The 26,994-nt window shown below is 52.8% G+C and carries 21 protein-coding genes and 2 pseudogenes; 17 read left to right on the forward strand and 6 right to left on the reverse strand.

Annotated features, from left to right (window positions below):
• Positions 1 to 11: 11 nt before the first annotated feature.
• Both HP572_RS02770 and sbcD read right to left on the reverse strand, forming a co-directional pair.
• A pseudogene (locus tag HP572_RS02770) lies at positions 12 to 3,696 on the reverse strand (SbcC/MukB-like Walker B domain-containing protein).
• Positions 3,693 to 4,932: pseudogene (gene sbcD, locus HP572_RS02775) on the reverse strand (exonuclease subunit SbcD). The pseudogenes HP572_RS02770 and sbcD overlap by 4 nt, the downstream one beginning before the upstream one ends.
• A 294-nt stretch (positions 4,933 to 5,226) precedes the next feature.
• Here sbcD and phoB point away from each other — a divergent pair.
• The 6 genes from phoB to proY all read left to right on the forward strand — a co-directional run bounded on the left by phoB (position 5,227) and on the right by proY (position 12,888).
• Entirely contained in the window at positions 5,227 to 5,916 is a 690-nt protein-coding gene (gene phoB, locus HP572_RS02780; protein ID WP_005975981.1) for a phosphate response regulator transcription factor PhoB, read from the forward strand.
• A 27-nt stretch (positions 5,917 to 5,943) separates the two neighbouring features.
• Entirely contained in the window at positions 5,944 to 7,266 is a 1,323-nt protein-coding gene (gene phoR, locus HP572_RS02785; protein ID WP_240584733.1) for a phosphate regulon sensor histidine kinase PhoR, read from the forward strand.
• A 15-nt stretch (positions 7,267 to 7,281) separates the two neighbouring features.
• Positions 7,282 to 8,220 carry a PstS family phosphate ABC transporter substrate-binding protein gene (locus HP572_RS02790; protein WP_240584734.1) on the forward strand — a complete coding sequence of 313 codons (939 nt, stop codon included), beginning with the start codon at positions 7,282 to 7,284 and terminating at the stop codon, positions 8,218 to 8,220.
• A 246-nt stretch (positions 8,221 to 8,466) separates the two neighbouring features.
• Entirely contained in the window at positions 8,467 to 9,573 is a 1,107-nt protein-coding gene (locus HP572_RS02795) for a cobalamin-independent methionine synthase II family protein (RefSeq protein ID WP_193397573.1), read from the forward strand.
• Between the two features lie 477 nt (positions 9,574 to 10,050).
• Complete coding sequence (brnQ, locus tag HP572_RS02800) at positions 10,051 to 11,370, forward strand: branched-chain amino acid transport system II carrier protein (protein WP_205552832.1); 1,320 nt, start codon at positions 10,051 to 10,053, stop codon at positions 11,368 to 11,370.
• Positions 11,371 to 11,511: 141 nt separating this feature from the next.
• Positions 11,512 to 12,888 carry a proline-specific permease ProY gene (gene proY, locus HP572_RS02805; protein ID WP_240584735.1) on the forward strand — a complete coding sequence of 459 codons (1,377 nt, stop codon included), beginning with the start codon at positions 11,512 to 11,514 and terminating at the stop codon, positions 12,886 to 12,888.
• A gap of 274 nt (positions 12,889 to 13,162) precedes the next feature.
• Here the strand turns inward: proY and HP572_RS02810 are convergent, their stop codons facing one another.
• The 3 genes from HP572_RS02810 to HP572_RS02820 all read right to left on the reverse strand — a co-directional run bounded on the left by HP572_RS02810 (position 13,163) and on the right by HP572_RS02820 (position 16,056).
• Positions 13,163 to 14,437 carry a mechanosensitive ion channel family protein gene (locus HP572_RS02810; protein WP_240584736.1) on the reverse strand — a complete coding sequence of 425 codons (1,275 nt, stop codon included), beginning with the start codon at positions 14,435 to 14,437 and terminating at the stop codon, positions 13,163 to 13,165.
• 223 nt (positions 14,438 to 14,660) lie between these two features.
• Positions 14,661 to 15,263 (reverse strand): peroxiredoxin C, encoded by a 603-nt coding sequence (locus tag HP572_RS02815; protein ID WP_010299049.1) that lies wholly within the window; start codon positions 15,261 to 15,263, stop codon positions 14,661 to 14,663.
• Between the two features lie 211 nt (positions 15,264 to 15,474).
• Positions 15,475 to 16,056: an ACP phosphodiesterase gene (locus tag HP572_RS02820; RefSeq protein WP_039472344.1), complete on the reverse strand. Its 582-nt coding sequence runs from the start codon at positions 16,054 to 16,056 to the stop codon at positions 15,475 to 15,477.
• Positions 16,057 to 16,292: 236 nt separating this feature from the next.
• Here HP572_RS02820 and queA point away from each other — a divergent pair, with 236 nt between their 5' ends.
• The 5 genes from queA (at position 16,293) to secF (ending at position 21,920) form a co-directional block, all read left to right on the forward strand.
• Positions 16,293 to 17,360, forward strand: a complete 1,068-nt coding sequence (gene queA, locus HP572_RS02825; RefSeq protein WP_240584737.1) for a tRNA preQ1(34) S-adenosylmethionine ribosyltransferase-isomerase QueA — start codon at positions 16,293 to 16,295, stop codon at positions 17,358 to 17,360.
• Between the two features lie 96 nt (positions 17,361 to 17,456).
• Positions 17,457 to 18,602 carry a tRNA guanosine(34) transglycosylase Tgt gene (gene tgt, locus HP572_RS02830; protein WP_010299058.1) on the forward strand — a complete coding sequence of 382 codons (1,146 nt, stop codon included), beginning with the start codon at positions 17,457 to 17,459 and terminating at the stop codon, positions 18,600 to 18,602.
• Between the two features lie 126 nt (positions 18,603 to 18,728).
• Complete coding sequence (gene yajC, locus HP572_RS02835; RefSeq protein WP_010282033.1) at positions 18,729 to 19,061, forward strand: preprotein translocase subunit YajC; 333 nt, start codon at positions 18,729 to 18,731, stop codon at positions 19,059 to 19,061.
• Positions 19,062 to 19,088: 27 nt separating this feature from the next.
• The gene (gene secD / locus HP572_RS02840) at positions 19,089 to 20,936 is read left to right on the forward strand and encodes a protein translocase subunit SecD (RefSeq protein WP_072012398.1); all 1,848 of its coding nucleotides are present in this window, start codon (positions 19,089 to 19,091) and stop codon (positions 20,934 to 20,936) included.
• Between the two features lie 72 nt (positions 20,937 to 21,008).
• Positions 21,009 to 21,920 (forward strand): protein translocase subunit SecF, encoded by a 912-nt coding sequence (gene secF, locus HP572_RS02845; protein WP_240346531.1) that lies wholly within the window; start codon positions 21,009 to 21,011, stop codon positions 21,918 to 21,920.
• 72 nt (positions 21,921 to 21,992) lie between these two features.
• On the opposite strand, the gene HP572_RS02850 is transcribed toward secF, so the two are convergent.
• Entirely contained in the window at positions 21,993 to 22,562 is a 570-nt protein-coding gene (locus tag HP572_RS02850; protein WP_205552822.1) for a DUF3251 domain-containing protein, read from the reverse strand.
• Positions 22,563 to 22,780: 218 nt separating this feature from the next.
• Here HP572_RS02850 and nrdR point away from each other — a divergent pair, with 218 nt between their 5' ends.
• The 6 genes from nrdR to pgpA all read left to right on the forward strand — a co-directional run bounded on the left by nrdR (position 22,781) and on the right by pgpA (position 26,993).
• Positions 22,781 to 23,230: a transcriptional regulator NrdR gene (nrdR, locus tag HP572_RS02855; RefSeq protein WP_010282042.1), complete on the forward strand. Its 450-nt coding sequence runs from the start codon at positions 22,781 to 22,783 to the stop codon at positions 23,228 to 23,230.
• A 35-nt stretch (positions 23,231 to 23,265) separates the two neighbouring features.
• Entirely contained in the window at positions 23,266 to 24,402 is a 1,137-nt protein-coding gene (gene ribD, locus HP572_RS02860; RefSeq protein WP_240584738.1) for a bifunctional diaminohydroxyphosphoribosylaminopyrimidine deaminase/5-amino-6-(5-phosphoribosylamino)uracil reductase RibD, read from the forward strand.
• A 110-nt stretch (positions 24,403 to 24,512) separates the two neighbouring features.
• Positions 24,513 to 24,989, forward strand: a complete 477-nt coding sequence (ribE, locus tag HP572_RS02865; protein WP_010282064.1) for a 6,7-dimethyl-8-ribityllumazine synthase — start codon at positions 24,513 to 24,515, stop codon at positions 24,987 to 24,989.
• Between the two features lie 24 nt (positions 24,990 to 25,013).
• Entirely contained in the window at positions 25,014 to 25,433 is a 420-nt protein-coding gene (gene nusB / locus HP572_RS02870; protein WP_205552817.1) for a transcription antitermination factor NusB, read from the forward strand.
• Between the two features lie 68 nt (positions 25,434 to 25,501).
• Entirely contained in the window at positions 25,502 to 26,482 is a 981-nt protein-coding gene (gene thiL / locus HP572_RS02875) for a thiamine-phosphate kinase (RefSeq protein ID WP_095993932.1), read from the forward strand.
• Positions 26,457 to 26,993 (forward strand): phosphatidylglycerophosphatase A, encoded by a 537-nt coding sequence (gene pgpA, locus HP572_RS02880; RefSeq protein ID WP_010299080.1) that lies wholly within the window; start codon positions 26,457 to 26,459, stop codon positions 26,991 to 26,993. The genes thiL and pgpA overlap by 26 nt, the downstream gene beginning before the upstream one ends.
• The last annotated feature ends 1 nt before the right edge of the window (position 26,994 follow it).

The following is a 26,994-nucleotide window of genomic DNA, read 5'->3' on the forward strand; positions in this document are numbered from 1 at the left end:
TCGAATGATGGCTAAACGGCGTACTGCGGTGCCAGCCGGCTGACGCCCAGCCCGTTAACCTTCTGCACTTTGATCTGTACCGGAATACGCTCTTTCATGGCTTCGACATGGCTAATGACGCCGATGGTTTTACCGGAGGCGTTCAGGTTATCGAGGGCATCCAGCGCGATATCCAGCGTCTCGGCATCCAGCGTGCCGAAGCCTTCATCCAGAAACAGTGAGTCGATGCTGGCTTTGTGGCTGACCAGATCGGATAGCGCCAGCGCCAGCGACAAACTTACTAAGAAGCTCTCGCCGCCGGACAGCGTACGCGTATCACGCTCGGCGTCCGCTTGCCAGGTATCCATCACCAGCAGCTCCAGATCGTCACCGGGTTTCCGTTTCAGCATATAGCGCCCGTGCAGGCGGGAAAGCTGGAGATTGGCGAGATAAACCAGATGATCCAACGTTAGCCCCTGAGCAAACTTACGGAATTTATGCCCGCTTTGTGAGCCGATGAGCGTATTAAGACAGCTCCAGTCGTCATACATTTGCTGACTTTGGGCTATCTCATTGAGTAAATCCTGCTGGTTCTGGCGCTGTTGTTTATCGTCAGCCAACTGACGTTGGAATTCACCCTGCTGCCGCAGGTTCGCTTTCAGCGTTTCATCCAGCGCTGCCAACTGCTGCTGTACCGCTTCCTGCGTGGCATCTTCCGTTAGGGAAGCGGGGCGCTTTTGTTGATGGGCGAGCAGCTCACGTTCGGCCTGCTGGTGAAGGGCCGCTGCCTGCTGCAAACGCTGATACAGTTCTTCCTTCCATGCCTGCAACGTCTGGCGCTCCTGTTCATCAAGCAGCGCATTGAGGAACGTGGCTTCATCGGCGAAAGTGCTTTGTTGCAAAGCCTGACTAAAGTGCTTGGTCGCACTCTCATGTTGGCGCGTGCTTTGTTCATACTGCTGTTGCGTGCTAGCCAGCTCTCCCGTCAGACGGCTCAGCGTCGTTTCGGTGTGCTGACGAGCTGACAGGGCTAGCCTGAGCGCATCGTCGTACTGCTGGCTGGTTTGCTGTAGCTGTTCGCGCACGGCGGCGATCTGCTTATCCCCAAACAGTGCCTGTCGTTCCTGTTGGCTCGCGTTGAGCAACGCGAGGTACTGTTCCAGATGCTGTTGCTGCGTTTGGAGCTGCTGTTTTGCCTCGGCCACGCTGCGATTCAAATGCTGAAGATCGCTTTCCAGCGTGGCTAACAGAGGAACTAAGCGAGATTGCTCCTGCTCTTTGGCTTTCCAGTCTTGCCACTCGTTCTCGCGCTGAGCCAGCCAGTCATTCTGTGCGTCGGCCTCAGGTAGAACAAGGCTTAGGGTTGACAGCGTCTGCGTGATTTCCTGAGTGTGCAGCGTGATCTGCTGGTGCATGTTTTGCAGCGACTGCTCGATTTCTTGCTGCGTAACGCTTAGCGAGGCTTGCTGCTGGGTATTCAGCGCGATTTTCTGGTCGAGTTCCCGCTGCAATGCCTCTGTGGCAGTCAGTAAATCCTTACTTTCCTGCCACTGTTTTTGCAATTGCTCGCGTGCGGTAATATGCTGTCGAATAGCCTGTTCTTCGGCTTCATTTTGCGCCAGCCAGGCTGCGATCTCATCCGGTTGTTCCAGCGTGTAGTTAACTTGTAAGCGCTCACTGACATCTTGCCACTGTTGCAGTAGGGCGTGATGTTCGCTCTCGAGCTGAGCGATTTCCTGTTGCAGCTGTTCGCGCTGTTGCTCTAGCGAGGCCAACTGTGCAGTCGTATTCGCCAGCGCTGTCGTTAACTGGTTCACGTCCTGCTGTAGCGCAGTCAGGCGGCTTTGGGTTTCAGACGGTTGCAGCGCCTGATAGCGTTCGATAGCGGGATGCTCGGTTGAACCACATAGCGGGCATGCGTCTCCAGCCTGTAGCCGCTGGCGTTCGGCTTCCAGCTTAACGATACGCTCTTCCTGACGGAGCAGCGTTTCCAGATCGACCAGATGCTGGCTTCGCTGCTCATACTCAGATTGCTGCTGTTTCTTCAGAATTTCTAACTGGCTGATATGCCCTTGTACCTCATCCTGTTTGGCGAGGTACTGCTGCTTGCGGACATGCAGACGCTGGAACTGGTCGCTGATTGTCGCGAGCCGTTGGCGTTCAGCGCGCTGGTCAATGCGTTGATTAAACTGCTGTTGCAGGGTGGAAAGCGACTGGTGCGCTTCCTGTTTTTGCTGTGTCTCATCGTGTTGCATGAACTGCTGACGGGCGGCATCAACGACCGCTTGTTGTTCACGCTGCTCTGCCGCCAGCGTCACCGTCTCTTGCTGTAGCACTGCCGACTGTGCGGTGTGCTGCGTCTGTTTTTGCTTCAGCTTCTCTTGCTCGTCCTGAAGCTGGCGCAATTGCCGGAACTGGGTGCGCCACAGAGGAAGTTGTTCTCCCCACTGCTGATGATGCGCGTGTTGCTGGCGGTAAGACTGGATCTGTTCAAGCTGCAGTGTAGCCTGCTGCTGTTCCGCCGCCGTCTGGGTTTGTTTGCTTTCATCAGCGTGCAGACGAGCCTGCGTTTTTGCCAGTTCGTCTTGCTGCTGCGTTTTTTGCTGCACCAGCGTGGCAATGCGATGGTCAAGTGGCACAACCTGTTCGTTGATCACCTGCTCTTGCTGCTGCCGTACCCGTTTGTGCTCACTAACATCCAGCTCTGCTTTTTCTTCCTGCTGGCGTAGCGCGGTTAACGTCACCTGCTCGGCGGCCTGCTTCCCGGTCAACTGTTCAATACGCTGTGCCAGCGTGAGAGATTCCTGTCGATAGCGCTCTCGTTCCTGATGTAGCGGCCTCAGTTTTTCTGCCGGTTCGCTGTGAGTTAACCTGTCGAGCTGCGGCTTAGCCTGCTGAATGGCGGATTCGGCACTTTCATGCTGCGCCTGCGTATTGGTTTTCTGCGCGTGCTGCTGCGTCAGTTGCTCAAACCAGCGCAGCGTAGTCAGCGCTTGCTCACGTTCAACGTTGCCCCGTTGCTCTTGCTGGAGCAACTCGGCAAGCTGTTCTTCCACCTGCTGGCGTTGCTCATCGGTTAAAAGATTGAATGCCTGATGCGCGCGCCTGTAGCGTGTTCAGCGCGACGTTTGCCTGTTTGTGCTTGTCATAGACGCGTTCGGAAATCAGACCGTAAATGTCCGTGCCAGTCAGCTCCTCCAGCAGTTCTGCTCGGTCGTCTGCTTTGGCGTTGAGGAAGGCGGCAAACTGCCCCTGCGACAGCATCATGGAACGCGTGAAGCGGCCGAAATCCAGTCCGGTGAGCTGCGTGATCATCTCTTTCTTATCATTGAGCTTTTCACACAGAATTTTGCCGTCTTCAATGAGCGCGAGTTCGGCCTTGGGAGACTGTAAGTTGCCGTCCGGGGTATTTCTTGCCCGACGCTGGCTCCAGAAGGCGCGATATCCGACGCCTTTAACCTCGAACTCGACCTCGGCAAGGCACTCTGCGGTATTACGCGTCATCAGATCATTCTGGCTGGCGGAAAGTAGGCCAAGCCGTGGCGTTTCGTGATACAGCGCCAGACAGATCGCATCCAGCAGCGTGGTTTTTCCCGCGCCGGTCGGGCCGGTAATGGCAAATAAGCCGTTGCTGGAAAACGGCTCCTGCGTGAAATCGATCTTCCATTCGCCTTTCAGCGCATTAAGGTTCTTTAAGCGCAGGCTGAGAATCTTCATTTGGCCGTCTCGCTATTTTCCAGTTCATCAATAACCTGATTAAACAGCGAGCGAACACGCTGCTGGCGGCTGTCTTCCATGTCTGTCTCCGTGACCAGACGGCGTTCAAAAACGTCATGTACGCTCAATTCGTTCAGCGTTTCCTTGTCCTGTCGGGTTATCGCCTGCAGGCGCTGTTCACGCGTGCGGCGCAGCAGCAGCACCTCCACGGGCAGGTTCTCGGTCATCGCCTGAATGCGTTTTTGCATGTCGCTCAGATAATCCTGCGTGTTGAGCTCGATATCCAACCACACGGGCTTGTCGCCCTGATAGCTCTGGAAGGCGGCCAGCTGTTTTTCAATATCGCTCAGGCTGCCTTTAATCAGCTGCATCGGCTGAGTCATGGGAATCGGCAGGATGTCTATCTGCGGAGGTGTTTGCGGTGATGCATCAGATGCAAAGCTCACCAGACAGACGGATTTCTCACTGTTTAGCTCATCAAAACTCAACGGGATGGGCGAACCGCTGTAGCGAATATGCTCGCTTTGGGTCACGCGCTGCGGGCGGTGAATATGGCCGAGCGCGATATAATCCGCAGGAGGAAAAGCCTGAGCAGGGAAGGCATCGAGCGTACCAATATAGATGTCGCGTACGGATTCTGAGGCGGTTGCGCCAATCGTCGTCAGGTGCCCGGTTGCAATAATCGGCAGCGGCAGGCCAAGTTCGTCGCGTTTTTGACAAGCCAGTTGGTAACACTGCTGGTAGTGCGCGGTAATCGCTTCCTGTAGCGCCAGCTGTTTTTCATCCCCGGATTGCCCGGCTTTGCTGGTCAACACATCACGTGGACGTAAAAAAGGAATCGCGCAGAGCAGGGCACCGGGTTGCCGCATGACGGTTTTCCAGCAGGAGCACCTGCTGGGCTGGATCGTCGCTGGCGCAGGCAATCACCCGCGTGTTCAGGCAGGCCAGCAGCTCGCGGGATTCGTTTAGCATCGCGACAGAATCGTGGTTACCGCCGAGAACGATGAGCTGGCAGCCTGTGCGCTGTAGCGCGACCACGAAGCTATAATACATTTCCCGCGCATAGCTGGGGGGCGAACCGTTATCAAAAATATCGCCAGCAACGATAATGGCATCGACCTGATGTTGTTCCACCTGAACGATAAGCCAGTTTAGAAAAGCCTGATGCTCAGCAGCGCGACTTTTGGTATAAAAATATTGCCCTAAATGCCAATCGGCGGTGTGGATAATGCGCATCGTGTTCTCTCGATATTCATGCCGCGTGGCGGTGGATGACGTTGTCATTATTTATTATGTGAAAGGGTGTGTCGTCGCCATGGTGCTTTGTCATCGTAATGCCATGATTATATATAGCAGGGATGGCGGCTGTCGCGGTGGAATCAGACGTTTGGAAAGCGGCTCGAAAAATCGGATGTACGCGCTGTAACAATCGCGCAGAGAGGTCCGTGCGTTTTTCATAAATCTGTCATAAAACTGACGCATAATGCCTCCGCCTGCTAACAGCGACGATGATTAACGACAGGATTAACAATGGCAAAACGCATATTAGTCGTGGAAGATGAAGCACCAATTCGTGAAATGGTCTGCTTTGTACTGGAACAAAATGGTTATCAACCTGTTGAAGCTGAAGACTATGACAGCGCGGTAACGCAACTGTCGGAGCCATTCCCGGAACTGGTGTTATTGGACTGGATGCTGCCAGGCGGGTCGGGCCTGCAATTCATCAAACATATGAAGCGCGAAGCGCTGACGCGTGATATCCCGGTGATGATGTTGACCGCGCGTGGCGAAGAAGAAGACCGCGTGCGCGGGCTTGAAGTGGGAGCGGATGATTACATTACCAAACCGTTTTCACCCAAAGAATTGGTGGCGCGTATCAAAGCCGTCATGCGCCGCATTTCACCGATGGCAGTGGAAGAAGTGATTGAAATGCGTGGCCTGAGCCTCGATCCTTCCTCACATCGCGTGACGACCGAAGAGCACGCGTTGGACATGGGACCGACGGAATTTAAACTGCTGCATTTCTTTATGACGCATCCTGAACGTGTTTATAGCCGGGAACAGTTGCTGAATCACGTTTGGGGCACTAACGTTTATGTTGAGGATCGTACTGTCGACGTCCATATTCGTCGCCTGCGTAAAGCGCTGGAAACCAGCGGACATGACAAAATGGTGCAAACCGTTCGGGGAACGGGCTACCGTTTTTCAACGCGTTACTGAGGTGATCGTAACCGGAGACACATTAACGTGCTAGAACGTTTATCCTGGAAAAGGCTGGCATTGGAGCTAGCTTTTTTTTGTTTACCCGCTTTACTGCTGGGGCTGATTTTTGGCTATCTGCCCTGGTTTCTGCTGGTCGCCGTATTAGGCTTGCTGTGCTGGAATTTTTATAACCAGCTAAAACTCTCTTATTGGCTGTGGGTTGACCGCAGCATGACGCCACCGCCCGGCCGCTGGAGCTGGGAGCCGCTGTTTTACGGGCTCTATCAGATGCAGTTGCGTAACCGACGCCGACGCCGTGAGCTGGCGCTTCTGATCAAGCGGTTTCGCAGCGGTGCTGAGTCTTTGCCCGATGCGGTGGTGATCACCACCGAAGATGGCACCATCTTCTGGTGTAACCATCTGGCGCAGCACCTGTTGAATTTCCGCTGGCCGGAAGATAACGGTCAGAATATCCTCAACTTATTGCGCTATCCCGAATTCACGAATTACATGAAAGGACAGGATTTTAGCCGTCCTCTCACGCTGCAGTTGAATAATTCCCACCATGTTGAATTCCGCGTGATGCCCTATTCCGAAGGCCAGTTATTGATGGTGGCGCGTGATATTACGCAAATGCACCAGCTTGAAGGTGCCAGACGTAACTTTTTTGCCAACGTGAGCCATGAACTGCGTACGCCGCTGACGGTGTTGCAGGGCTATCTGGAAATGATGCAGGAAGAAACGCTGGATGCGGCGCTACGCGGAAAAGCGCTGAATACCATGCAGGAACAGACCCGACGTATGGACGGGCTGGTCAAACAGCTGCTGACCCTGTCCCGTATTGAGGCGGCGACGGCAATCGATCTGAATGAAAAGGTCGATATTCCGTTGATGCTGCGCGTATTGCAGCGTGAAGCGCAGACGCTGAGTCAGGGGCGTCATGAGATCGTCTTTCGTGTGAACGAAAGCCTCCGCGTGTTTGGTAATGAAGAACAGCTGCGCAGTGCGGTATCCAATCTGGTGTATAACGCAGTCAACCATACGCCAGCGGGAACGCGTATCGAAGTCTGCTGGCAGAAGATCCCGCAGGGCGCGCAATTTCAGGTCAGCGACAACGGGCCGGGCATTGCGGCCGAGCACTTGCCGCGCCTGACAGAACGCTTTTATCGGGTGGATAAGGCGCGCTCACGACAAACAGGCGGCAGCGGATTGGGGCTGGCGATTGTTAAGCATGCGCTCAGCCATCATGATTCCCGTCTGGAGATCATGAGTGAGGATGGTCTGGGTTCGCGTTTCGTCTTTACGTTGCCGAATCGGTTGATTGTCCCCGCCTCTCTGGCTGAAAATACGGTGAAACCTTCAGCCTGACGGAAAACGCTATCTATGACATCCGCCACTCGCATTGCGGGCGCTTTTTTACTGCTGTTCAGCGCGTTGTGCTCCGCACAACCTCGTCAGATGCTGGCAGGTAACCTCTCCAGCGCAGGGTCAGATACGCTGGCTAACCTGATGGCCTTTTGGGCGGCGGATTTCAGCCAGCATTACCCGAACGTGAATTTACAGATTCAGGCCGCTGGGTCGTCCTCTGCGCCGACCTCTCTGGCATCGGGTGCCGCACAGCTTGGGCCGATGAGCAGGGCGATGAAGGCCAGCGAGATTGAGGCATTCGTCCAGCATTATGGTTACCCGCCGCTGGCGGTGCCGGTGGCGATGGATGCGCTGGTCGTGCTGGTCAATCAGGATAACCCGCTGCCTGGGCTGAACTTGTCGCAGCTGGACGCCATCTTTTCGATTACGCAGCGCTGCGGTAACCACCAGCCGATAAAACAGTGGGGCGATCTCGGCCTGCACGGCAGTTGGGAAAAACGCACGCTACTGCGCTATGGGCGAAATTCTGCGTCGGGAACCTATGGGTTCTTTAAGCAAAAGGCGCTGTGCCGTGGCGATTTCCTTCCTCAGGTTAATGAACTGCCCGGTTCGGCATCTGTCGTACAAGCGGTTGCGGCGTCAACCGATGCCATTGGCTATGCCAGCGTGGGCTTTCGTACCAGCGGCGTGAGAATGCTGCCGTTAGCTGCACAAGGCACCGACTACATCTACCCCTCGACTGAAAATATCCGCAGCGGTTTATACCCTTACACCCGCTATCTCTATATCTATGTGAATAAAGCGCCCAGCCAGCCGTTGGAAGCGCTGACGGCGGCATTCTTAGCGCGAGTGCTGTCTGACACAGGGCAGGCGCTGGTGAATCAGGATGGCTATTTGCCACTGCCGGAAGCAACGCGTCGCCATGCACGTCAGCAGATTGGTCTGCCAGAATAATTCTTCCGATTTCCTCCTACGAGTTTGCGATGTTTTCACGTTAGATGAACTTTCTTCATGTGACGTGAAAATTCTTCCATTGCCCTGTGATTCGCCCCGTGACAGGATAGTTTTAAATTTAGACGTCCAGATGGCTAAATAAGGTTAAATGTAACTATCCCTCTGGGCAAATATTTCACATTGAAACTATCTGTCAGCATGCTTCTTTCCTGAAGAGCGGTGCTGGCAACATGTCAGGAGCGACATATGGCGAATACCTTATCCCCTTTCCGTGCTGATACCGTCGGCAGTTTCTTGCGTCCGGCAGCGATCAAGGAAGCACGTCTTCAGCATCAGGCGGGCGAGATTGATGATGCTGCGCTGCGTAGCATTGAAGATCGCGAGATTCTGCGGGTGGTAGAAAAGCAGCGTGAAGCGGGCCTGCAGGTTGTGACGGATGGTGAACTGCGTCGTGCCTGGTGGCACTTCGATTTCTTTGCCGACTTGAACGGCGTGGAGCGTTACGAAGCCGATCACGGTATTCAATTCAACGGTATTCAGACCAAATCCCATGCGATTCGCGTCGTGGATAAAGTGAGTTTCAATCCTCAGCATCCGATGCTCGATCATTTCCGTTACCTGAACAGCATTTCTGGCGATGCCGTCGCTAAAATGACGATTCCAAGCCCTAGCGTGATGCATTTCCGTGGCGGCCGCAAAGCGATTGATGCGACGGTTTATCCCGATTTAGCGGACTATTTCGACGATTTGGCACAAACCTGGCGCGATGCGATTCACGCATTTTATGACGCTGGTTGCCGCTTCCTGCAACTGGATGACACCGTATGGGCCTACCTGTGCTCTGACGATCAAAAACGCCAGATCCGTGAGCGTGGTGAAGATCCGGCACAGCTGGCGCGAACCTATGCGGATGTGCTGAACAAAGCGCTGGCTGATAAGCCTGCGGATCTGGTTATCGGATTACACGTCTGTCGCGGTAATTTCCGCTCGACCTGGATTTCTGAAGGCGGATACGAGCCTGTGGCAGAAATACTGTTTGGCGAAGTGAATGTTGATGCATTCTTCCTGGAATACGATACCGAGAGAGCGGGTGGATTTGAGCCACTGCGTTTTGTGAAGCCGGGCCATCAGCAGGTGGTGCTGGGACTGATCACCACGAAGAACGGTGAACTGGAAGAGGCAGAGGTGGTGCAGGCGCGCATCGCGGAAGCGGCAAAATATGTCGATCTCAGCCAGATTTGCCTGAGCCCACAGTGTGGCTTTGCTTCAACGGAAGAGGGCAACAGCCTGACGGAAGAGCAGCAGTGGAATAAGCTGAAACTTGTTGTGGATATCGCCAATCGCGTGTGGTGATACCGGTGAAGTAAACTTATCCCCGCAGTGGATATACAGAGGCTGGATCATACGATCCGGCCTTTTTTGTGGCCGCAATCTTGCCTTCTACCCGCGACGTTTTTGTGAAATATGTTTTTTTATGATCGAACAACGCATTTTATTCCGGTTTTTGTCAGTTTTATTGCAATGAAATATCGATAAATGCGCAAATCATGTGTTATGCAAATCAGGATAAACCAATTTATATTCTTATTTTTTGGCATAGTTAGGCTTGATACTCTGGTTTTTGGATCTCCGCTTGTCTTTTTACGCTATAAACGTTTTACTTAGCACCCAATATGGCTGTGCAAAAAATAACTCCTCTATGCTCACCATCTTTCGCGTCTCCAGAGTGTTGGCGTCAGCTTCGGGCTAGCCCTTTGTGAATGGCTTCTGGCGGCGATAAACGGCACCGTTTTCTTTTTATCGATTTGATACAGGCAACACGACATAACTATGAGTCATCGTTTAACTTCCAAAGATATCGTGGCATTAGGTTTTATGACCTTTGCTTTGTTCGTGGGGGCAGGAAATATTATTTTCCCGCCGATGGTGGGATTGCAGGCGGGAGAGCACGTTTGGACCGCAGCGCTTGGCTTTCTGCTGACGGCGGTTGGTCTACCTGTATTGACCGTGATCGCGCTTGCCCGGGTTGGCGGTGGCGTTGATGCGCTGAGCTCGCCGATTGGTAAAAAGGCCGGTGTTGTTCTGGCGACCGTGTGCTATCTGGCTGTTGGGCCACTGTTCGCAACGCCGCGCACGGCAACCGTCTCGTTTGAAGTCGGTCTTGCTCCTTTGGTCGGCAACGGAGCCTCTCCGCTGCTGATTTATAGTCTGATTTATTTTGCCATTGTGATCGCGATTTCCCTGTATCCGGGCAAACTGCTGGATACGGTCGGCCATGTGCTGGCACCGTTAAAGATCATTGCGCTGGCAGTACTGGGTATTGCTGCGGTCCTGTGGCCTGCTGGTTCGCCTATCCCGGCGACAGAAACGTATGAGCAACTGCCGTTCTCTAATGGTTTCGTCAACGGCTATCTGACGATGGATACGTTGGGCGCAATGGTCTTTGGTATCGTGATCGTGAATGCTGCGCGCTCGCGCGGGGTCACAAGTTCAGCACTGCTGACGCGTTACACTGTATGGGCAGGATTAATTGCTGGTATCGGTCTGACGCTGGTCTATCTGAGCCTGTTCCAGCTCGGTTCCGTCAGTGGTGAACTGGTGCCGCAAGCGCAGAATGGAGCCGAGATTCTCCATGCTTATGTGCAACACACGTTCGGTAACATGGGAAGCAGCTTCCTGGCGTTGTTAATCTTTATCGCGTGTCTGGTGACGGCGGTGGGGCTGACCTGTGCCTGTGCTGAATTCTTTGCGCAATACCTGCCGTTGTCTTACCGCACGCTGGTGTTTGTGCTGGGAACGTTCTCGATGGTGGTGTCTAATCTGGGCTTGAGCCATCTGATTCAACTTTCCATTCCTGTACTGACGGCGATTTATCCACCGTGTATCATTCTGGTTTTATTGAGCTTTACGCTGCGTTGGTGGAATAGCGCTTCACGTATTGTGGCCCCCGTCATGTTAGTCAGTCTGTTATTTGGCATGATTGATGGTGTAAAATCGTCGGCCTTCAAATCGCTGTTGCCGGAGTGGAGCCTCAACCTGCCGCTGAGCGAACAAGGGTTGGCCTGGCTGCCGCCGTCACTGCTGATTTTGCTGGTTGCAGTGATTTACGACAGACTTTGTGGTCGTCAGGAAGTGACGGTACATCAATAATACCGTTAATACCTGATAGCACTGGAGCGGTAGGGATAGCGTGCCGCTCCAGCACAACGTTGGTTTTCTGCACCACAGGTCTTTGCCTGTGGTTTTTCTTTTTGTAATGTTTTCCTTTATATAAGACAGGGTTGCTTATCAATGGAACAACCATCCTCCAAGCTCAAGCGTGGGTTAAGCACGCGGCATATCCGCTTTATCGCCCTTGGTTCGGCGATCGGAACCGGTCTGTTTTATGGTTCCGCGAGTGCGATCCAAATGGCTGGCCCCAGTGTATTGCTGGCTTATCTGATCGGCGGGGTTGTCGCGTATATCATCATGCGCGCACTGGGCGAAATGTCGGTGCACAACCCGCAGTCCAGCTCGTTTTCCCGCTATGCGCAGGATTATCTCGGGCCATTGGCGGGGTATATCACCGGCTGGACCTACTGCTTTGAGATGCTGATTGTCGCCATTGCCGATGTGACCGCGTTTGGCATCTACATGGGCGTCTGGTTCCCTGCCGTGCCGCACTGGGTGTGGGTTCTGAGTGTGGTGCTCATCATTGGTGCCATTAACCTGATGAATGTGAAAGCCTTTGGTGAACTGGAGTTTTGGCTCTCTTTCTTCAAAGTTGCCACCATTATCATCATGATCGCGGCCGGGATCGGCATCATCATCTGGGGTATTGGCAACGGGGGGGAACCGACGGGTATCCACAACCTCTGGACCAATGGCGGGTTCTTCAGTAACGGTGTGATGGGGATGATTCTCTCGCTGCAGCTGGTGATGTTTGCGTATGGCGGCGTGGAGATTATCGGGATTACGGCCGGTGAGGCCAAAGACCCACAGAAGTCTATCCCTCGTGCGATTAACTCTGTGCCGTGGCGTATTCTGGTGTTCTATGTCGGTACGCTGTTCGTCATTATGTCGATTTACCCGTGGAATCAGGTTGGCACCAACGGGAGCCCGTTCGTGCTGACGTTCCAGCATATGGGCATTACGGCGGCGGCAGGTATCCTGAACTTCGTTGTGATTACCGCGTCGCTGTCGGCGATTAACAGCGATGTCTTCGGCGTTGGCCGAATGCTGCATGGGATGGCGGAGCAGGGGCATGCACCGAAGGTGTTTGGCCGTATTTCCAAGCGTGGTATCCCGTGGGTCACGGTTGTTGTAATGATGACGGCGCTGCTAGTGGCGGTGTACCTGAATTACATTATGCCCGGTAAAGTTTTCCTGGTGATTGCTTCACTGGCAACCTTTGCAACGGTGTGGGTGTGGATCATGATTCTGTTTTCTCAGATCGCCTTCCGCCGTCGTCTGAGCCCGGATGAAGTGAAAGCGCTGGCGTTCCCACTGCGCGGCGGCATCGTGACCTCCGTGTTCGGCATCGTCTTCCTGTTCTTCATCATTGGTTTGATTGGCTACTTCCCGGACACGCGTGTGTCGCTGTATGTCGGCATCATTTGGATAGTGCTGCTGTTAGTGGGCTATGTCTGGAAGAAGAAGCGTCAGAACGCGGTAGCGGCACAGAATTAAGCTAGTCGCTTGTTATCAGAAGAAGCGAGGTTGCTGACAAAGTCCGCAGAGCGGGAGTAACGGATAGATCGTAAAGACGCTGTGAATACGTCCATGTACGCTCGGCTTGCGCAATATGAATCTCATCCCTGAGATTCACCCTTGCAGGGCCGTCGCAAACGACGTTCAAAAACGTTCCTGACGTTTTTGTCCCTGGCGCAAACGCTTTACTCTTCTATTCCGTTACTCCCGTTTTCATTCGGTGTCAGCGGCGTTCGTTCCTTTGCATGAGATATTACGCTTTCGGAGCCGTCATTTGCTGCGCCATGATCCGCATATCGTGGCCGGTTGGGATTTGATGAATACGGAGATCGAACTCTGGTAAGATCGCAAAGATATGGTCGAAAATATCAGACTGAATGCTTTCGTAATCGACCCAAGCGGTCGTGTTGGTAAACGCATAAATTTCCAGCGGTACCCCTTCTGACGTTGGCGCAAGCTGCCGCACCATCAGCGTCATCCCTTTATGAATACCCGGATGGGTGCGCAGATAAACCTGAAGGTAGGCGCGGAACGTGCCTAAATTCGTCAAACGACGGCCGTTCAGCGGGGATGTCAGATCGCAATCGGACTGTGTATTGTGCTGCTCTAGCTCGCTCTTTTTGTTCTGAATATAAGGTGACAGTAACTTGCTGCGCAGCAATCGCGCCTGTTCGTCTTCCGTCATGAAATGCACGCTGGTGGTATCGATATTGATGCTGCGCTTGAGGCGCCGTCCGCCTGATTCGGACATCGAACGCCAGTTCTTAAAAGAATCGGAGACTAACGCGTAGGTGGGAATGGTGGTGACGGTATTATCCCAGTTTCTCACTTTTACCGTTGTCAGTCCGATATCGATAACGGCCCCGTCAGCGCCGTATTTCGGCATTTCGAGCCAGTCGCCCAGCGTTAACATGTCGTTGGCGGAGAGTTGGATGCCCGCGACCAATCCCATAATCGGGTCTTTGAACACCAACATCAGGACGGCGGCCATCGCGCCTAATCCGCTAATCAGAATCAGCGGCGATTTCCCGATGAGCAGTGACACGACCATAATGCTGATGACGATGGTGGCGATCAGCTTCAGGCTCTGGAAAATACCGCGCAGCGGCAATTGAGCCGCGACTTTGGTTCGGGCGGAAACGTTGAGCAGAACATCGAGGAGCGAGAACAAGGACAGCAGCGCAAAAACCATGATCCACACCTGGGAACAGATGATTAGCGCTTCGCGGGTTTCACTCTGCGTGGGAAGCCACACAAAAACCTGAATATTCAGGATCACCCCTTGTAGCAAGAAGGCAAGACGGTTAAACAAGTTGTGCTGCGTCAGCGCCTGTTTCCACCCGTGTCCCTCGGTTTTTCCCGGTTTATTGAGTGAGCGCAGTACCATTCTTTTCAGCACCACCTGATGAAAAATCAGGTGGATGACGGCAGAAATGAGCAATATCAGCCCAAGAACAATCAGTAACGCAATGATGCTAGCGTGTTGTATTCCAGCTTCTCTCAGCCACAGCGCGAGATTTTGTTGCATGCGTTCTCCTTTTATTCCAGTGAATCTGTCGTGTATTAACACGATGTGGCTTTAAGGCTAAGGATTTAGCGCCCCTAGTCAACCTTTTGTATTATTTAAGATATCGCTGGGAAGAGGTGGTGAGAGGTGAAGAAGAGCAGAGGGATAACTTGCGGACAAAGAAAAAGCCAGTCGCATCGCAACTGGCTTGGTCATCATATTGCCATGTCGGCAGGATGAGGAATTACAGCTTGTCTGCGTTCTCAGACAGGTATTTTGCTACGCCGTCTGGTGACGCGCCCATACCGGATTTACCTTTTTCCCACTGCGCCGGGCACACTTCGCCGTGCTCTTCGTGGAATTGCAGGGCGTCAACGGTACGCAGCATTTCATCGATGTTACGACCCAGCGGCAGATCGTTCACCACCTGGTGACGAACTACGCCGTTTTTGTCGATCAGGAAAGAACCACGCAGTGCAACACCAGCTTCTGGGTGCTCAATGCCGTAGGCCTTCTGGATTTCGCGCTTGATGTCAGCAACCATCGCGTATTGCACTTCGCCGATGCCGCCTTTGTCCACAGGGGTTTTACGCCATGCGTTGTGAACAAACTCGGAGTCGAAGGAAACGCCAACCACTTCTACACCGCGTTTCTTGAACTCGGCATAGCGGTGATCGAAAGCAATCAGCTCTGACGGACAAACGAAGGTGAAGTCCATCGGCCAGAAGAAGATCACGGCAGCTTTACCGTTGATGTGCTTCTTCAGGTTGAAATTTTCGACGATTTCGCCACTGCCTAAAACGGCAGCTGCGGTGAAGTCTGGGGCTTGACGAGTTACCAGGACCATAATTACTCCTGTAGATAGCGGTTAATGATCGGATGATATAAAAAACAGCGACTAGTATAGGGACTCTACCTGAGTGAATACAGGCAAAGAGACCAATCAATGAGATAGCTTCTGTCTATTGAACTCATCGCTATTTCCTTTCAAGGGGCTACATTATCCCTTTTGACGGAAAGGGCAATACGTCGCGTAGAAAAACGGAAAAATCGCGATCTTATAGCTGCTGCGCTTTCGCTAATTGCATCATCCGTGGGTAAAACTGCCAGAAGAGTATTTCAAATTGGTGATAGTGCTGCTCGATATCCTGAAAAGAGCCGGACAGCGCAGCGAGTTTCGGACGGCGTACCGACATTCTGTGCAGCACATCGGCGATAAACGGCAGCTCTGCGTAACGGGTCATCCAGCGTTCCGGCCACAGATAGCGATTCAGGTTCTGAAAGCGTTCCGGCGTGTGCGCCAGATGCGGCTCGATTTGTGATTGCGCATCGTCGATAAAGGCTTGCAAGGGCGTATCCGGCACCAGCTGTAGCCAGTGACGCGCAAGATAGTGATCCCACAGGACATCTAGCGTAATCGGCGAAACGCGGCGGAATTCATCGCTGAAATACTGACGCGCCTGTTTGACTTCCGGCAGGCTGTCGGTCAGCGAATCAACGCGACGATGCAGACGAATACCCGCGACGATCTCGTCAGCGTAGCTGTCCTGCGGGTTGCCGCGCACGAAATCCGCCATCAGATTACCTAATAGGGAGCTGTCGGCCAGCGTGGCCAGGTGAAGGTGAGCAAGAAAATTCATGGCGCTAGTATATACCCTTCATCTTTCGAGTTACAGGCTCGTTGGCTGCCCTTGGTCACCCCAGTCACTTACTGATGTAAGCTCTTGGGGACTCCCTCAGTTGCCGCCTTCCTGTATCTCGAAATCTATTGGGTATAATGCATTCCACGACTCAGGTGCTTATTTCTTGCAGCCATGCGCTTGCGGCTCTAGACTAGGCCGCCCATTTTTAATGTATTACAGCTAAGTGAATTGCCATGCGTGTTACCGATTTTTCGTTTGAACTTCCTGAATCATTGATTGCCCATTATCCACAAGCGGAACGCAGTGGTTGTCGCCTGCTATCGCTGGACGGGCCGACGGGAAATCTGACGCACGGCGTGTTTACCGATTTGCTGGATAAACTGAATCCCGGCGATCTGCTGGTGTTCAACAATACGCGCGTGATTCCTGCTCGTCTGTTTGGCCGTAAAGCCAGCGGCGGCAAACTGGAAGTGCTGGTCGAGCGTGTGTTGGATGACCATCGCGTGCTGGCGCACGTTCGGGCGTCAAAAGCGCCAAAACCGGGTACGGAACTGCTGCTGGGCGATGACGAAAGCGTCAAAGCCACGATGGCCGCTCGCCACGATGCGCTATTCGAGCTGCATTTCGATGATTCTCGCGATGTTCTGTCGATCCTGAATGATATTGGCCACATGCCGTTGCCACCTTATATCGACAGACCCGATGAAGACGCCGACCGTGAGCTTTATCAGACGGTGTATAGCCAACGTCCGGGTGCCGTAGCGGCACCGACGGCGGGCTTACATTTTGATGAGCCGATGTTGGCCGCATTGCGCGAGAAGGGCATCGACATGACGTTCGTGACGCTGCACGTGGGGGCGGGGACTTTCCAGCCTGTACGTGTCGATACGATTGAAGATCACATCATGCACGCCGAATATGCTGAAGTGCCGCAAGATGTCGTTGATGCCGTTTTGGCGTGCAAAGCGCGGGGAAACCGCGTGATTGCCGTTGGTACCACTTCGGTACGTTCACTGGAAAGTGCCGCGCAGGCCAGCCAGAACGCGGCGATTGAACCGTTCTTCGGCGATACCAAAATTTTCATCTATCCGGGCTATCACTACCGCATTATCGATGCGCTGGTGACCAATTTCCATCTACCCGAATCGACGTTAATCATGCTGGTGTCGGCCTTTGCCGGTTACCAGAACACGATGTCTGCCTACCGTCAGGCGGTGGCAGAGCAATATCGTTTTTTCAGCTACGGTGATGCGATGTTTATTACGCACAACCCGATGGCCGAGCAGGAAAGCGTGGGATAAATCCACTTTCCACATAATAGGAACGCCACAGACCACGCTCTGTCAGGCGTTAATACATCATTACCATCAGACTGTTTTTCTGATGCTGGAGGCTAAGTGAAGTACGAATTACAAACAACGGACGGCCGTGCGCGACGCGGTAGATTGATTTTTGAACGTGGCGTCGTAGAAACCCCGGCTTTTATGCCCGTGGGGACGTACGGCACGGTGAAAGGCATGACGCCGGAAGAAGTGAAAGAGACCGGCGCACAGATTCTGCTCGGCAATACGTTCCATCTGTGGCTGCGTCCCGGTCAGGAAATCATGAAGCTGCATGGCGATCTGCACGACTTCATGAACTGGCACGGCCCGATTCTGACGGATTCCGGCGGTTTTCAGGTGTTCAGCCTCGGCGATATTCGCAAGATTACCGAACAGGGCGTGCATTTCCGTAACCCGATCAACGGGGACTCTATTTTCCTTAGCCCGGAAAAATCGATGGAGATTCAGCACGATCTCGGTTCCGACATCGTCATGATCTTTGATGAATGTACGCCGTACCCTGCCGATTGGGATTACGCCAAGCGCTCGATGGAGATGTCACTGCGCTGGGCAAAACGCAGCCGTCAGCGTTTTGATGAGCTGGAGAATAAAAATGCGCTGTTCGGTATTATTCAGGGAAGTGTTTACGAAGATTTACGTGATGTATCCGTAAAAGGGCTGGTAGACATTGGCTTTGATGGGTACGCTGTGGGCGGTTTGGCTGTCGGTGAGCCGAAAGAAGATATGCACCGTATTCTGGAGCACGTTTGCCCGCAGATTCCAGAAGATAAACCGCGCTACTTGATGGGCGTTGGCAAGCCGGAAGACTTAGTCGAAGGTGTCCGCCGCGGTGTCGATATGTTTGACTGTGTGATGCCAACGCGCAACGCACGTAACGGGCATCTCTTCGTGACTGATGGCGTAGTGAAAATCCGTAATGCGAAGCATAAAGATGACGTCAGCTCGCTGGATGAACACTGTGATTGCTACACGTGTCGCAATTATAGCCGCGCCTACTTGCATCATCTTGACCGTTGCAACGAAATACTCGGAGCACGACTCAATACCATTCATAACTTGCGTTATTATCAGCGTTTAATGGCAGGTTTACGTCAGGCCATTGAAGAGGGTAAATTAGAGCACTTTGTGGTGGATTTTTACCAACGTATAGGCAAACCGATTCCGCCGCTTGCTGAAAAAGACGTTGCCGCAAGCAGCTGATAGTCCGTTTGCTATGCATTGTATTTTGTTATGAATTGTATTTTGTTGTGAAGCGTTTTTACGATTATAAGGTTGATAACTTATCTTTTTGATAGCTTATCTTTTGACAAAAAAGAGGATATTTAAATGAGTCTTTTCATCTCCGATGCTGTAGCTGCAACCGGCGCTCCGGCTCAGGGAAGCCCGTACTCTCTGGTTATTATGCTGGCCGTTTTTGGTCTGATTTTCTACTTTATGATCCTGCGTCCTCAGCAAAAACGCGCTAAGGAACACAAAAAGTTAATGGATTCTATCGGCAAGGGCGATGAAGTCTTAACGACCGGTGGTCTGGTTGGTCGCGTAACCAAAGTATCCGAAACTGGCTATATTGCGATTGCGTTGAACGAGACCAATGAAGTGGTTATCAAACGTGATTTCGTGGCTGCCGTGCTGCCGAAGGGCACGATTAAGGCCCTGTAATTTCCGATTTTCCCGAAGGGAACTGCCGTGTTAAATCGTTATCCTTTGTGGAAGTACCTGATGCTGGTCGTGGTGTTGTTTGTCGGCCTGCTCTACGCACTTCCTAACCTATATGGTGAGGATCCGGCGGTACAAGTTACTGGCGCGCGGGGAACCGCCGCCAGCGAAACGACGCTGATCCAAGTCCAGAATGTTTTAAAAGAACAGAACATTACCAGTAAGTCGATTGCATTGGAAAACGGTGCAATTCTGGCTCGCTTCTCTAACCCTGATATTCAGCTCCGTGCGCGTGAAGCGCTCGTTAATGAGCTGGGCGAAAAGTTCGTCGTTGCACTTAACCTGGCACCTGCTACGCCAACCTGGCTGCGGTTGTTGGGCGCTGAACCGATGAAACTGGGGCTTGACCTGCGCGGCGGCGTTCACTTCCTGATGGAAGTGGATATGGATACGGCGCTGGGTAAACTACAAGAACAAACAATGGACTCTTTGCGCAGCGATCTGCGTGAGAAGAACATTCCTTATGCCTCCGTGCGTAAAATTGATAATTACGGTGTCGAAATTCGTTTCCGTGATGCTCAAACGCGTGATGAGGGCATCAACTATCTGACCACTCGTCACCGCAATCTGGTTCTCAGCAGCAGCGGCAGCAATCTGCTGCGCGCAGTGATGTCTGACGAACGTCTGCGTGAAGCACGTGAATACGCCGTACAGCAGAACATCAATATCCTGCGTAACCGTGTGAACCAATTGGGTGTTGCTGAGCCGCTGGTACAGCGTCAGGGTGCCGATCGCATCGTCGTTGAGTTACCGGGTATTCAGGACACGGCGCGCGCGAAAGAAATTCTTGGTGCAACCGCTACGCTGGAATTCCGTCTGGTCAACAGTAATGCTGATGCAACCGCAGCGGCGAACGGCCGTGTGCCGGGCGACTCTGAAGTGAAGAACATGCGTGACGGCTCACCAGTGGTGTTGTTCAAGCGTGTGATTCTGACGGGCGACCATATTACCGATTCGACATCGAGTACGGATGAATATAACCAGCCTCAGGTGAATATTTCTCTGGACAGCGCGGGTGGCAACACCATGTCCAACTTCACCAAAGACAGTATCGGTAAGCTGATGGCGACGCTCTTTGTGGAATACAAAGACAGCGGCAAAAAAGATGCGACCGGCCGTTCGATATTGGAAAAACACGAAGAAGTGATCAACGTAGCGACGATTCAGTCGCGACTGGGTAACAGCTTCCGTATTACCGGTATTGATAACCCGAACGAAGCGCGTCAGCTTTCTCTGCTGCTGCGTGCGGGTGCGCTGATTGCGCCGATCCAGATCGTTGAAGAACGTACCATTGGGCCAACGCTGGGGATGCAAAACATCACTCAGGGTCTGGAAGCCTGTTTGTGGGGCTTGATCGCATCGATCCTCTTTATGGTCTTCTTCTACAAGAAGTTTGGTGTCATCGCGACCAGTGCGCTGGTTGCTAACCTGGTGTTGATTGTCGGCGTGATGTCACTGCTACCAGGGGCGACGCTGACCATGCCGGGTATCGCGGGTATCGTGCTTACGCTGGCGGTTGCCGTCGATGCTAACGTACTCATTAACGAACGTATCAAAGAAGAACTCAGTAATGGTCGCTCCGTGCAACAGGCCATTCATGAGGGCTACAAAGGTGCATTCAGTTCGATTGTTGATGCGAACGTCACGACGTTGATTAAAGTCATCATCCTGTATGCGGTTGGTACCGGTTCTATCAAAGGGTTTGCTATCACGACTGCGATTGGGATTGCGACCTCAATGTTTACGGCGATCGTCGGTACTCGTGCCATCGTTAACCTGCTTTACGGCGGTAAACGTATCAACAAGCTGTCTATCTAGGAGTGCGTTGTGGCACAGGAACAGGAATACAACATTGAACAACTCAATCATGGACGTAAAGTCTATGATTTCATGCGCTGGGACACATTGGCATTTGCCATTTCCGGTCTGCTGATCATCGCTTCTATCGCGATTATGGGTGTGCGTGGTTTCAACTGGGGACTCGATTTTACCGGTGGTACGGTTATTGAGATTAACCTTGAGAATCCGATCGATCTCGATGTCCTGCGTAGTTCATTAGAGACCTCTGGGTTTTCAGAGCCGCAGGTACAGAATTTCGGTAGCAGCCGTGACGTGATGGTACGTATGCCACCCGTTTCTGGCAGCGAGAACGAAGCGCTCGGTAACAAAGTGCTGAAGGTGGTGAACGATACCTTCCAGCAGCATGCAACGGTAAAACGTATTGAGTTTGTCGGACCGAGCGTGGGGAGTGATTTGGCACAGGCGGGCGCATTGGCGCTGATGTCTGCGCTGATTGCTATCCTCATTTATATCGGTTTTCGTTTTGAATGGCGTCTGGCGATGGGGGCCGTACTGGCTTTGGCGCACGATACGATCATCACGATGGGTCTGCTGTCTCTGTTCTCTATTGAGATTGACCTAACGATCATTGCGTCGCTGATGTCGGTAATTGGTTATTCACTTAACGATAAGATCGTAGTATCTGACCGTATTCGTGAGAACTTCCGCAAGGTTCGTCGTGGTACACCTTACGAGATTACCAACATCTCTCTGACACAGACGTTGCACCGTACCATCATCACATCAGCGACCACGCTGGCGATGATTGTGATTCTCATGGTCTTCGGTGGTGCATTGTTACATGGCTTCTCGTTGACGATGTTTATCGGTGTGATCATCGGTACGATCTCTTCTATCTACGTTTCTTCCGCTCTGGCGTTGAAACTGGGTATGAAGCGTGAACACCTGATCGTTCAGAAAGTGGAAAAAGAAGGGGCGGACCAACCGTCTATCCTGCCTTAATCTGCTGACTGTAAACATAAAAAACCCCGCATTGCGGGGTTTTTTGCATCTTAGCGTTGGGAAATACGTTTACTAAGGGGACTCAGTTGCGGCAACGGGTGGCGGACTCTGTATTTCCTGAACCTGATGTAAACGAACAAAGCCGAGTTCTTCTGGCGACAGGCCGCTCAGGCGCAATTCAATAATCGCTTCGGCTTTTGGTAACAGAGTAGGCGAGACGACAAACGACTGTGTTTGCGTGTCGCCAGCTAAAGGCTTCCCGCTCACAGGATCGAGCCGTCCCCAGTCAAGCTGTGCACCAAAGGCCGGTAGCCCCTTCGCATCAAGCGTGCGAATGTGCAGCAACGCGCTTGTTCCATTCGCTTCAGTCTCGATGTTGCGTAACGATACGTTGAGTCTGCCGATACTGCTTTCCAGTACGGTGCTGGTTTGTGCTGCTGGCAGTAAGTAAACGCCGGAGGTGGACTGGGAATTCAACGCATTTTGTCGCTCTAACGCCGTGGCCTGATCGGTCAGCGTTTGTAACTGCTGATTGAGCTGGCCTATCTGATTCTGCAATTTGGGCATCTGGCGCTGTTCAGCGCACCCTGCGAGCAAAATTAGCGCCGGCAGGAAGGCCAGTACGCGATATCGGGTTCTCATATCTGTGGTTCCCCTTTCGATGTTTTTATTCATTGATCCGTTGATCCCTGTTGCTGAGTTTAGCTGCGATTAAGCCTAAGTCATAGGTGAGACAGCTTTTTTCATCCTATTACCGGAAAGATGCGAAACCCTTCGCAACGTGGATCAGGAGTTTTGGTTAGTCCGTTAATTCAGGGTAAACTGTCGCTACGTTTAAGGATTACTGGTCAGGACACATCATGCATTGCCCGTTTTGTTCCGCTGTTGATACCAAAGTCATTGATTCCCGTCTGGTCGGCGAAGGTTCGCAAGTACGTCGTCGTCGGCAGTGTCTGGTTTGTCATGAACGCTTCACCACGTTTGAAGTGGCTGAACTGGTGATGCCGCGAGTCATCAAAAGCAATGAAGTACGCGAGCCTTTTAATGAGGATAAATTGCGTAGCGGTATGCTGAAGGCGCTGGAAAAAAGGCCGGTTAGTTCTGATGACGTCGAAATGGCGCTTAATCACATTAAATCTCATCTTCGTGCTACCGGAGAACGCGAGGTTACCACCAAAATGGTGGGGAATCTGGTGATGGAAGCGTTGAGAAAGCTCGATAAAGTGGCTTATATCCGCTTTGCATCGGTGTATCGCAGCTTTGAAGATATCCGCGAATTTGGCGAAGAGATTGCGCGTTTGCAGGATTAAGTCGCGTCGGTGCAATAGAGATAAGAGGTTCGGGAATGAGCGCTTTTCAGGAAAACGGCCACTTGCCGCAGGATGAATTATACATGGCGCGCGCGTTAGAGCTGGCGCGCCGTGGCTGTTTCACGACCGCACCCAACCCTAATGTTGGCTGCGTGATTGTTCGTGATGGCGAAATTGTAGGTGAAGGCTATCATTTTCGTGCTGGTGAGCCACACGCGGAGGTGCATGCGCTGAGAATGGCGGGGGAACGCGCACGTGGTGCGACGGCCTACGTCACATTGGAACCGTGTAGCCACTATGGCCGCACGCCACCTTGCGCCGATGCGTTGATTACTGCTGGCGTTTCCCGCGTGGTTGCTGCGATGCAGGATCCGAATCCACAGGTGGCGGGGCGTGGTTTACATCGCCTACAGCAAGCGGGGATTGCCGTCAGTCATGGTTTGATGATGGCTGAAGCTGAGAAGGTGAATGTAGGCTTCCTGAAACGTATGCGGACGGGCTTTCCTTACGTGCAGCTCAAAATGGCGGCGTCTTTGGATGGGCGTACTGCGATGGCGTCGGGAGAAAGCCAGTGGATTACCTCACCGCAGGCGCGTCAGGATGTGCAGCGTTTTCGTGCGCAGAGCGCAGCGATTCTGAGCAGCAGTGCGACGGTGTTAGCCGACGATCCTTCTCTCACTGTACGCTGGTCAGAGCTGGGTGACGATGTGCAGAAACGTTATTCAGAAGAAGATCTCAGGCAACCCGTGCGGGTGATTGTGGACAGCCAGCAGCGCGTCACACCAAAGCATCGGATTGTTAGCCAACCGGGTGAGACCTGGCTGGCGCGCGTGCAGGCGGATGAACAAGCGTGGCCGCAGAGCGTTGAACAAGTGATGCTACCGCAGCACAATGGCGGTGTTGATCTGGTGGCGTTGATGATGGTACTGGGGAGACGGCAGATTAACTCCGTCTGGGTCGAGGCCGGGGCCAGTCTGGCCGGTGCGCTGCTTAATGCTGGCGTTGTTGATGAACTTATCGTTTATCTTGCCCCCAAACTGTTGGGTGAAAATGCCCGTTCGCTATGCCTCTTGCCCGGACTGGATCAGCTGTCTCAGGCACCAGAATTTGATATCGCAGACGTTCGCCAGGTTGGCCCAGATTTGCGATTACGCCTGAAACCTAAATTCTGATGTGTATGTAAATACGTGGTGCAGGTCCGACAAAACCGGATACGTGCCAACAAAAATTATGATAGAATCCGCCCCCCTGCGGGCCATAAAGACCAGATACAAGGAAAGCTATGAACGTTATCGAAGGTGTTGTTGCTACTCCTGATGCCCGTGTGGCGATTGCGATTGCGCGTTTTAACCATTTTATTAACGACAGCCTGCTGGACGGTGCGATTGATGCATTGAAACGCATCGGTCAGGTTAAAGACGAAAACATCACCGTTGTCTGGGTGCCGGGTGCTTATGAACTGCCATTGACGGTTCGTGCACTGACCAAAAGCGCGAAAAATGGCGGATATGATGCCGTGATTGCTCTGGGAACGGTCATCCGTGGTGGAACAGCGCATTTTGAATTTGTTGCTGGCGAATGTAGCTCAGGCCTGTCCTCTGTTGCGATGGACAGTGAAATCCCTGTTGCTTTCGGCGTTCTGACGACGGAAAGCATTGAGCAGGCGATTGAGCGTGCCGGTACGAAAGCGGGGAACAAAGGTGCTGAAGCTGCTTTGACCGCGCTAGAAATGATTAATGTATTGAAAGCGATTAAGTAAGCCTGATTAAGTAAGGGGAATTCCGTGAAACCTGCTGCTCGTCGCCGCGCTCGTGAATGTGCGGTTCAAGCGCTTTACTCCTGGCAGATATCTAAAAATGATATTGCCGATGTTGAACACCAATTCCTGAGCGAGCAGGATGTCAAAGATGTCGACATTGCCTATTTCCGTGAATTGCTGGCGGGTGTTGCCACTCAGGCTGAGAAGCTTGATCAACTGATGGCACCTTTCCTGTCTCGTCAAATTGAGGAATTGGGACAGGTTGAAAAAGCGATTCTGCGTTTGGCGATGTTTGAGCTGAGCAAGCGCGAAGACGTTCCTTACAAGGTGGCGATTAACGAGGCCATCGAACTGGCTAAAATCTTCGGTGCTGAAGATAGCCATAAGTTTGTGAATGGCGTGCTAGACAAAGCTGCTCCGAGTGTACGGAAAGGCAAGAAGTAAAATGAATCGAATCAGGGCCGGATATCCGGCCCTGATCGCTTTTGAATGATAGGCTGGCTGGAAAGGTTATGGTTGAAGGTGAGTTTGACCTTATTGCCCGCTATTTTAATCGGGTCCGAAGTTCACGTCGCGATGTTGAGTTAGGCATCGGTGATGACTGTGCGTTACTGACGGTGGCAGATAAACAGATGCTGGCGGTAAGTACCGACACGCTGGTATCCGGCGTTCATTTCCTACCTGACATCGATCCCGCCGATTTGGGTTACAAATCTCTGGCGGTCAATTTAAGCGATCTGGCTGCAATGGGCGCCGATCCTGCCTGGCTTTCTCTGGCCATTACCTTACCTAAAAGCAATAGCCAGTGGCTATCCGCCTACAGCGACAGCTTGTTTGAGCTGCTTGATTACTATGGTATGCAATTGGTGGGTGGTGATACGACGCGCGGCCCGCTGAGCCTGACGCTGACTATCCACGGTTTGGTCCCAGCAGGTCGGGCGTTGACGCGTCGCGGGGCCAGAATTGGTGACTGGATTTATGTTACTGGTTCATTAGGCGACAGCGCGGCCGGTCTGGCTATTCTCCAGAATACACTACACGTTGATGATGAAAAGGCACGTCAGGGATTGATCCAACGCCACCTTCGTCCTCAGCCGAGAATCCTGCAAGGTCAGGCGTTGCGCGATCTTGCCAGCTCAGCTATCGATCTTTCCGACGGCCTCATCTCCGATCTACAGCATATACTTAAAGCCAGCGAGTGTGGTGCGCGTATTAATCTGGATGCGATCCCACAATCTGATTGGCTGCGGGGCTGCGTCGATGAAGAACAGGCGTTGCGTTGGGCGCTATCTGGCGGCGAAGATTATGAGTTGTGCTTTACCGTGCCGGAAATTAACCGTGGTGCGCTGGAACTGGCCTTGGGTCATCTCGGCGCTGACTACACCTGCATCGGGCAAATCGGGCCTTCCTCTGAAGGGCTACGCTTTTTCAGAGATAATAAAGCGACCGAGCTGAACTGGAAGGGGTATGACCATTTTAGCGAGCAAAACTGACTCTGCGAACAAGGCGAAGGGTGCTGAAGTGGCAAAACGCCGCTTACGGCTGAGTAACCCGTGGCACCTGCTGGCAACCGGATTTGGCAGCGGTCTGTCTCCCTGGATGCCGGGTACGGTAGGGTCGCTGGCGGCGATTCCACTGTGGTACCTCATGTCGTTCCTGCCGCTTGAATTGTATTCGCTGTTGGTCATGCTGAGCATTTGTATCGGTGTTTACCTGTGCCATCAGACCGCGAAAGATATGGGCGTTCACGATCACGGCAGCATCGTCTGGGACGAATTTGTCGGCATGTGGATTACCCTGATGGCGATTCCGGTGGATAAGTGGCAATGGGTAGCAGCTGGGTTTGTCGTCTTCCGCTGTCTGGATATCTGGAAACCCTGGCCGATTCGCTGGTTCGACCGCAACGTGCATGGCGGCATGGGGATCATGATCGACGATATCGTTGCGGGGGTGATCTCTGCGGGGATTATCTACTTTATCGGCTATCACTGGCCGATATTCTGAC

It is taken from the genome of Pectobacterium sp. PL64 (genome assembly GCF_022477975.1).
Lineage (GTDB): Bacteria > Pseudomonadota > Gammaproteobacteria > Enterobacterales > Enterobacteriaceae > Pectobacterium > Pectobacterium jejuense.

Bases quoted from the DNA above. Each gene is read 5' to 3' on its own strand.
- ribD (WP_240584738.1), top strand. From the start codon at position 23,266: ATGAGCGCTTTTCAGGAAAACGGCCACTTGCCGCAGGATGAATTATAC.
- HP572_RS02795 (WP_193397573.1), top strand. From the start codon at position 8,467: ATGGCGAATACCTTATCCCCTTTCCGTGCTGATACCGTCGGCAGTTTC.
- HP572_RS02810 (WP_240584736.1), bottom strand. From the start codon at position 14,437: ATGCAACAAAATCTCGCGCTGTGGCTGAGAGAAGCTGGAATACAACAC.
- brnQ (WP_205552832.1), top strand. From the start codon at position 10,051: ATGAGTCATCGTTTAACTTCCAAAGATATCGTGGCATTAGGTTTTATG.
- HP572_RS02790 (WP_240584734.1), top strand. From the start codon at position 7,282: ATGACATCCGCCACTCGCATTGCGGGCGCTTTTTTACTGCTGTTCAGC.
- thiL (WP_095993932.1), top strand. From the start codon at position 25,502: ATGGTTGAAGGTGAGTTTGACCTTATTGCCCGCTATTTTAATCGGGTC.
- HP572_RS02815 (WP_010299049.1), bottom strand. From the start codon at position 15,263: ATGGTCCTGGTAACTCGTCAAGCCCCAGACTTCACCGCAGCTGCCGTT.
- phoB (WP_005975981.1), top strand. From the start codon at position 5,227: ATGGCAAAACGCATATTAGTCGTGGAAGATGAAGCACCAATTCGTGAA.
- HP572_RS02850 (WP_205552822.1), bottom strand. From the start codon at position 22,562: ATGAGAACCCGATATCGCGTACTGGCCTTCCTGCCGGCGCTAATTTTG.
- HP572_RS02820 (WP_039472344.1), bottom strand. From the start codon at position 16,056: ATGAATTTTCTTGCTCACCTTCACCTGGCCACGCTGGCCGACAGCTCC.
- pgpA (WP_010299080.1), top strand. From the start codon at position 26,457: ATGACCATTTTAGCGAGCAAAACTGACTCTGCGAACAAGGCGAAGGGT.
- secF (WP_240346531.1), top strand. From the start codon at position 21,009: ATGCGCTGGGACACATTGGCATTTGCCATTTCCGGTCTGCTGATCATC.
- yajC (WP_010282033.1), top strand. From the start codon at position 18,729: ATGAGTCTTTTCATCTCCGATGCTGTAGCTGCAACCGGCGCTCCGGCT.
- queA (WP_240584737.1), top strand. From the start codon at position 16,293: ATGCGTGTTACCGATTTTTCGTTTGAACTTCCTGAATCATTGATTGCC.
- ribE (WP_010282064.1), top strand. From the start codon at position 24,513: ATGAACGTTATCGAAGGTGTTGTTGCTACTCCTGATGCCCGTGTGGCG.
- nrdR (WP_010282042.1), top strand. From the start codon at position 22,781: ATGCATTGCCCGTTTTGTTCCGCTGTTGATACCAAAGTCATTGATTCC.
- proY (WP_240584735.1), top strand. From the start codon at position 11,512: ATGGAACAACCATCCTCCAAGCTCAAGCGTGGGTTAAGCACGCGGCAT.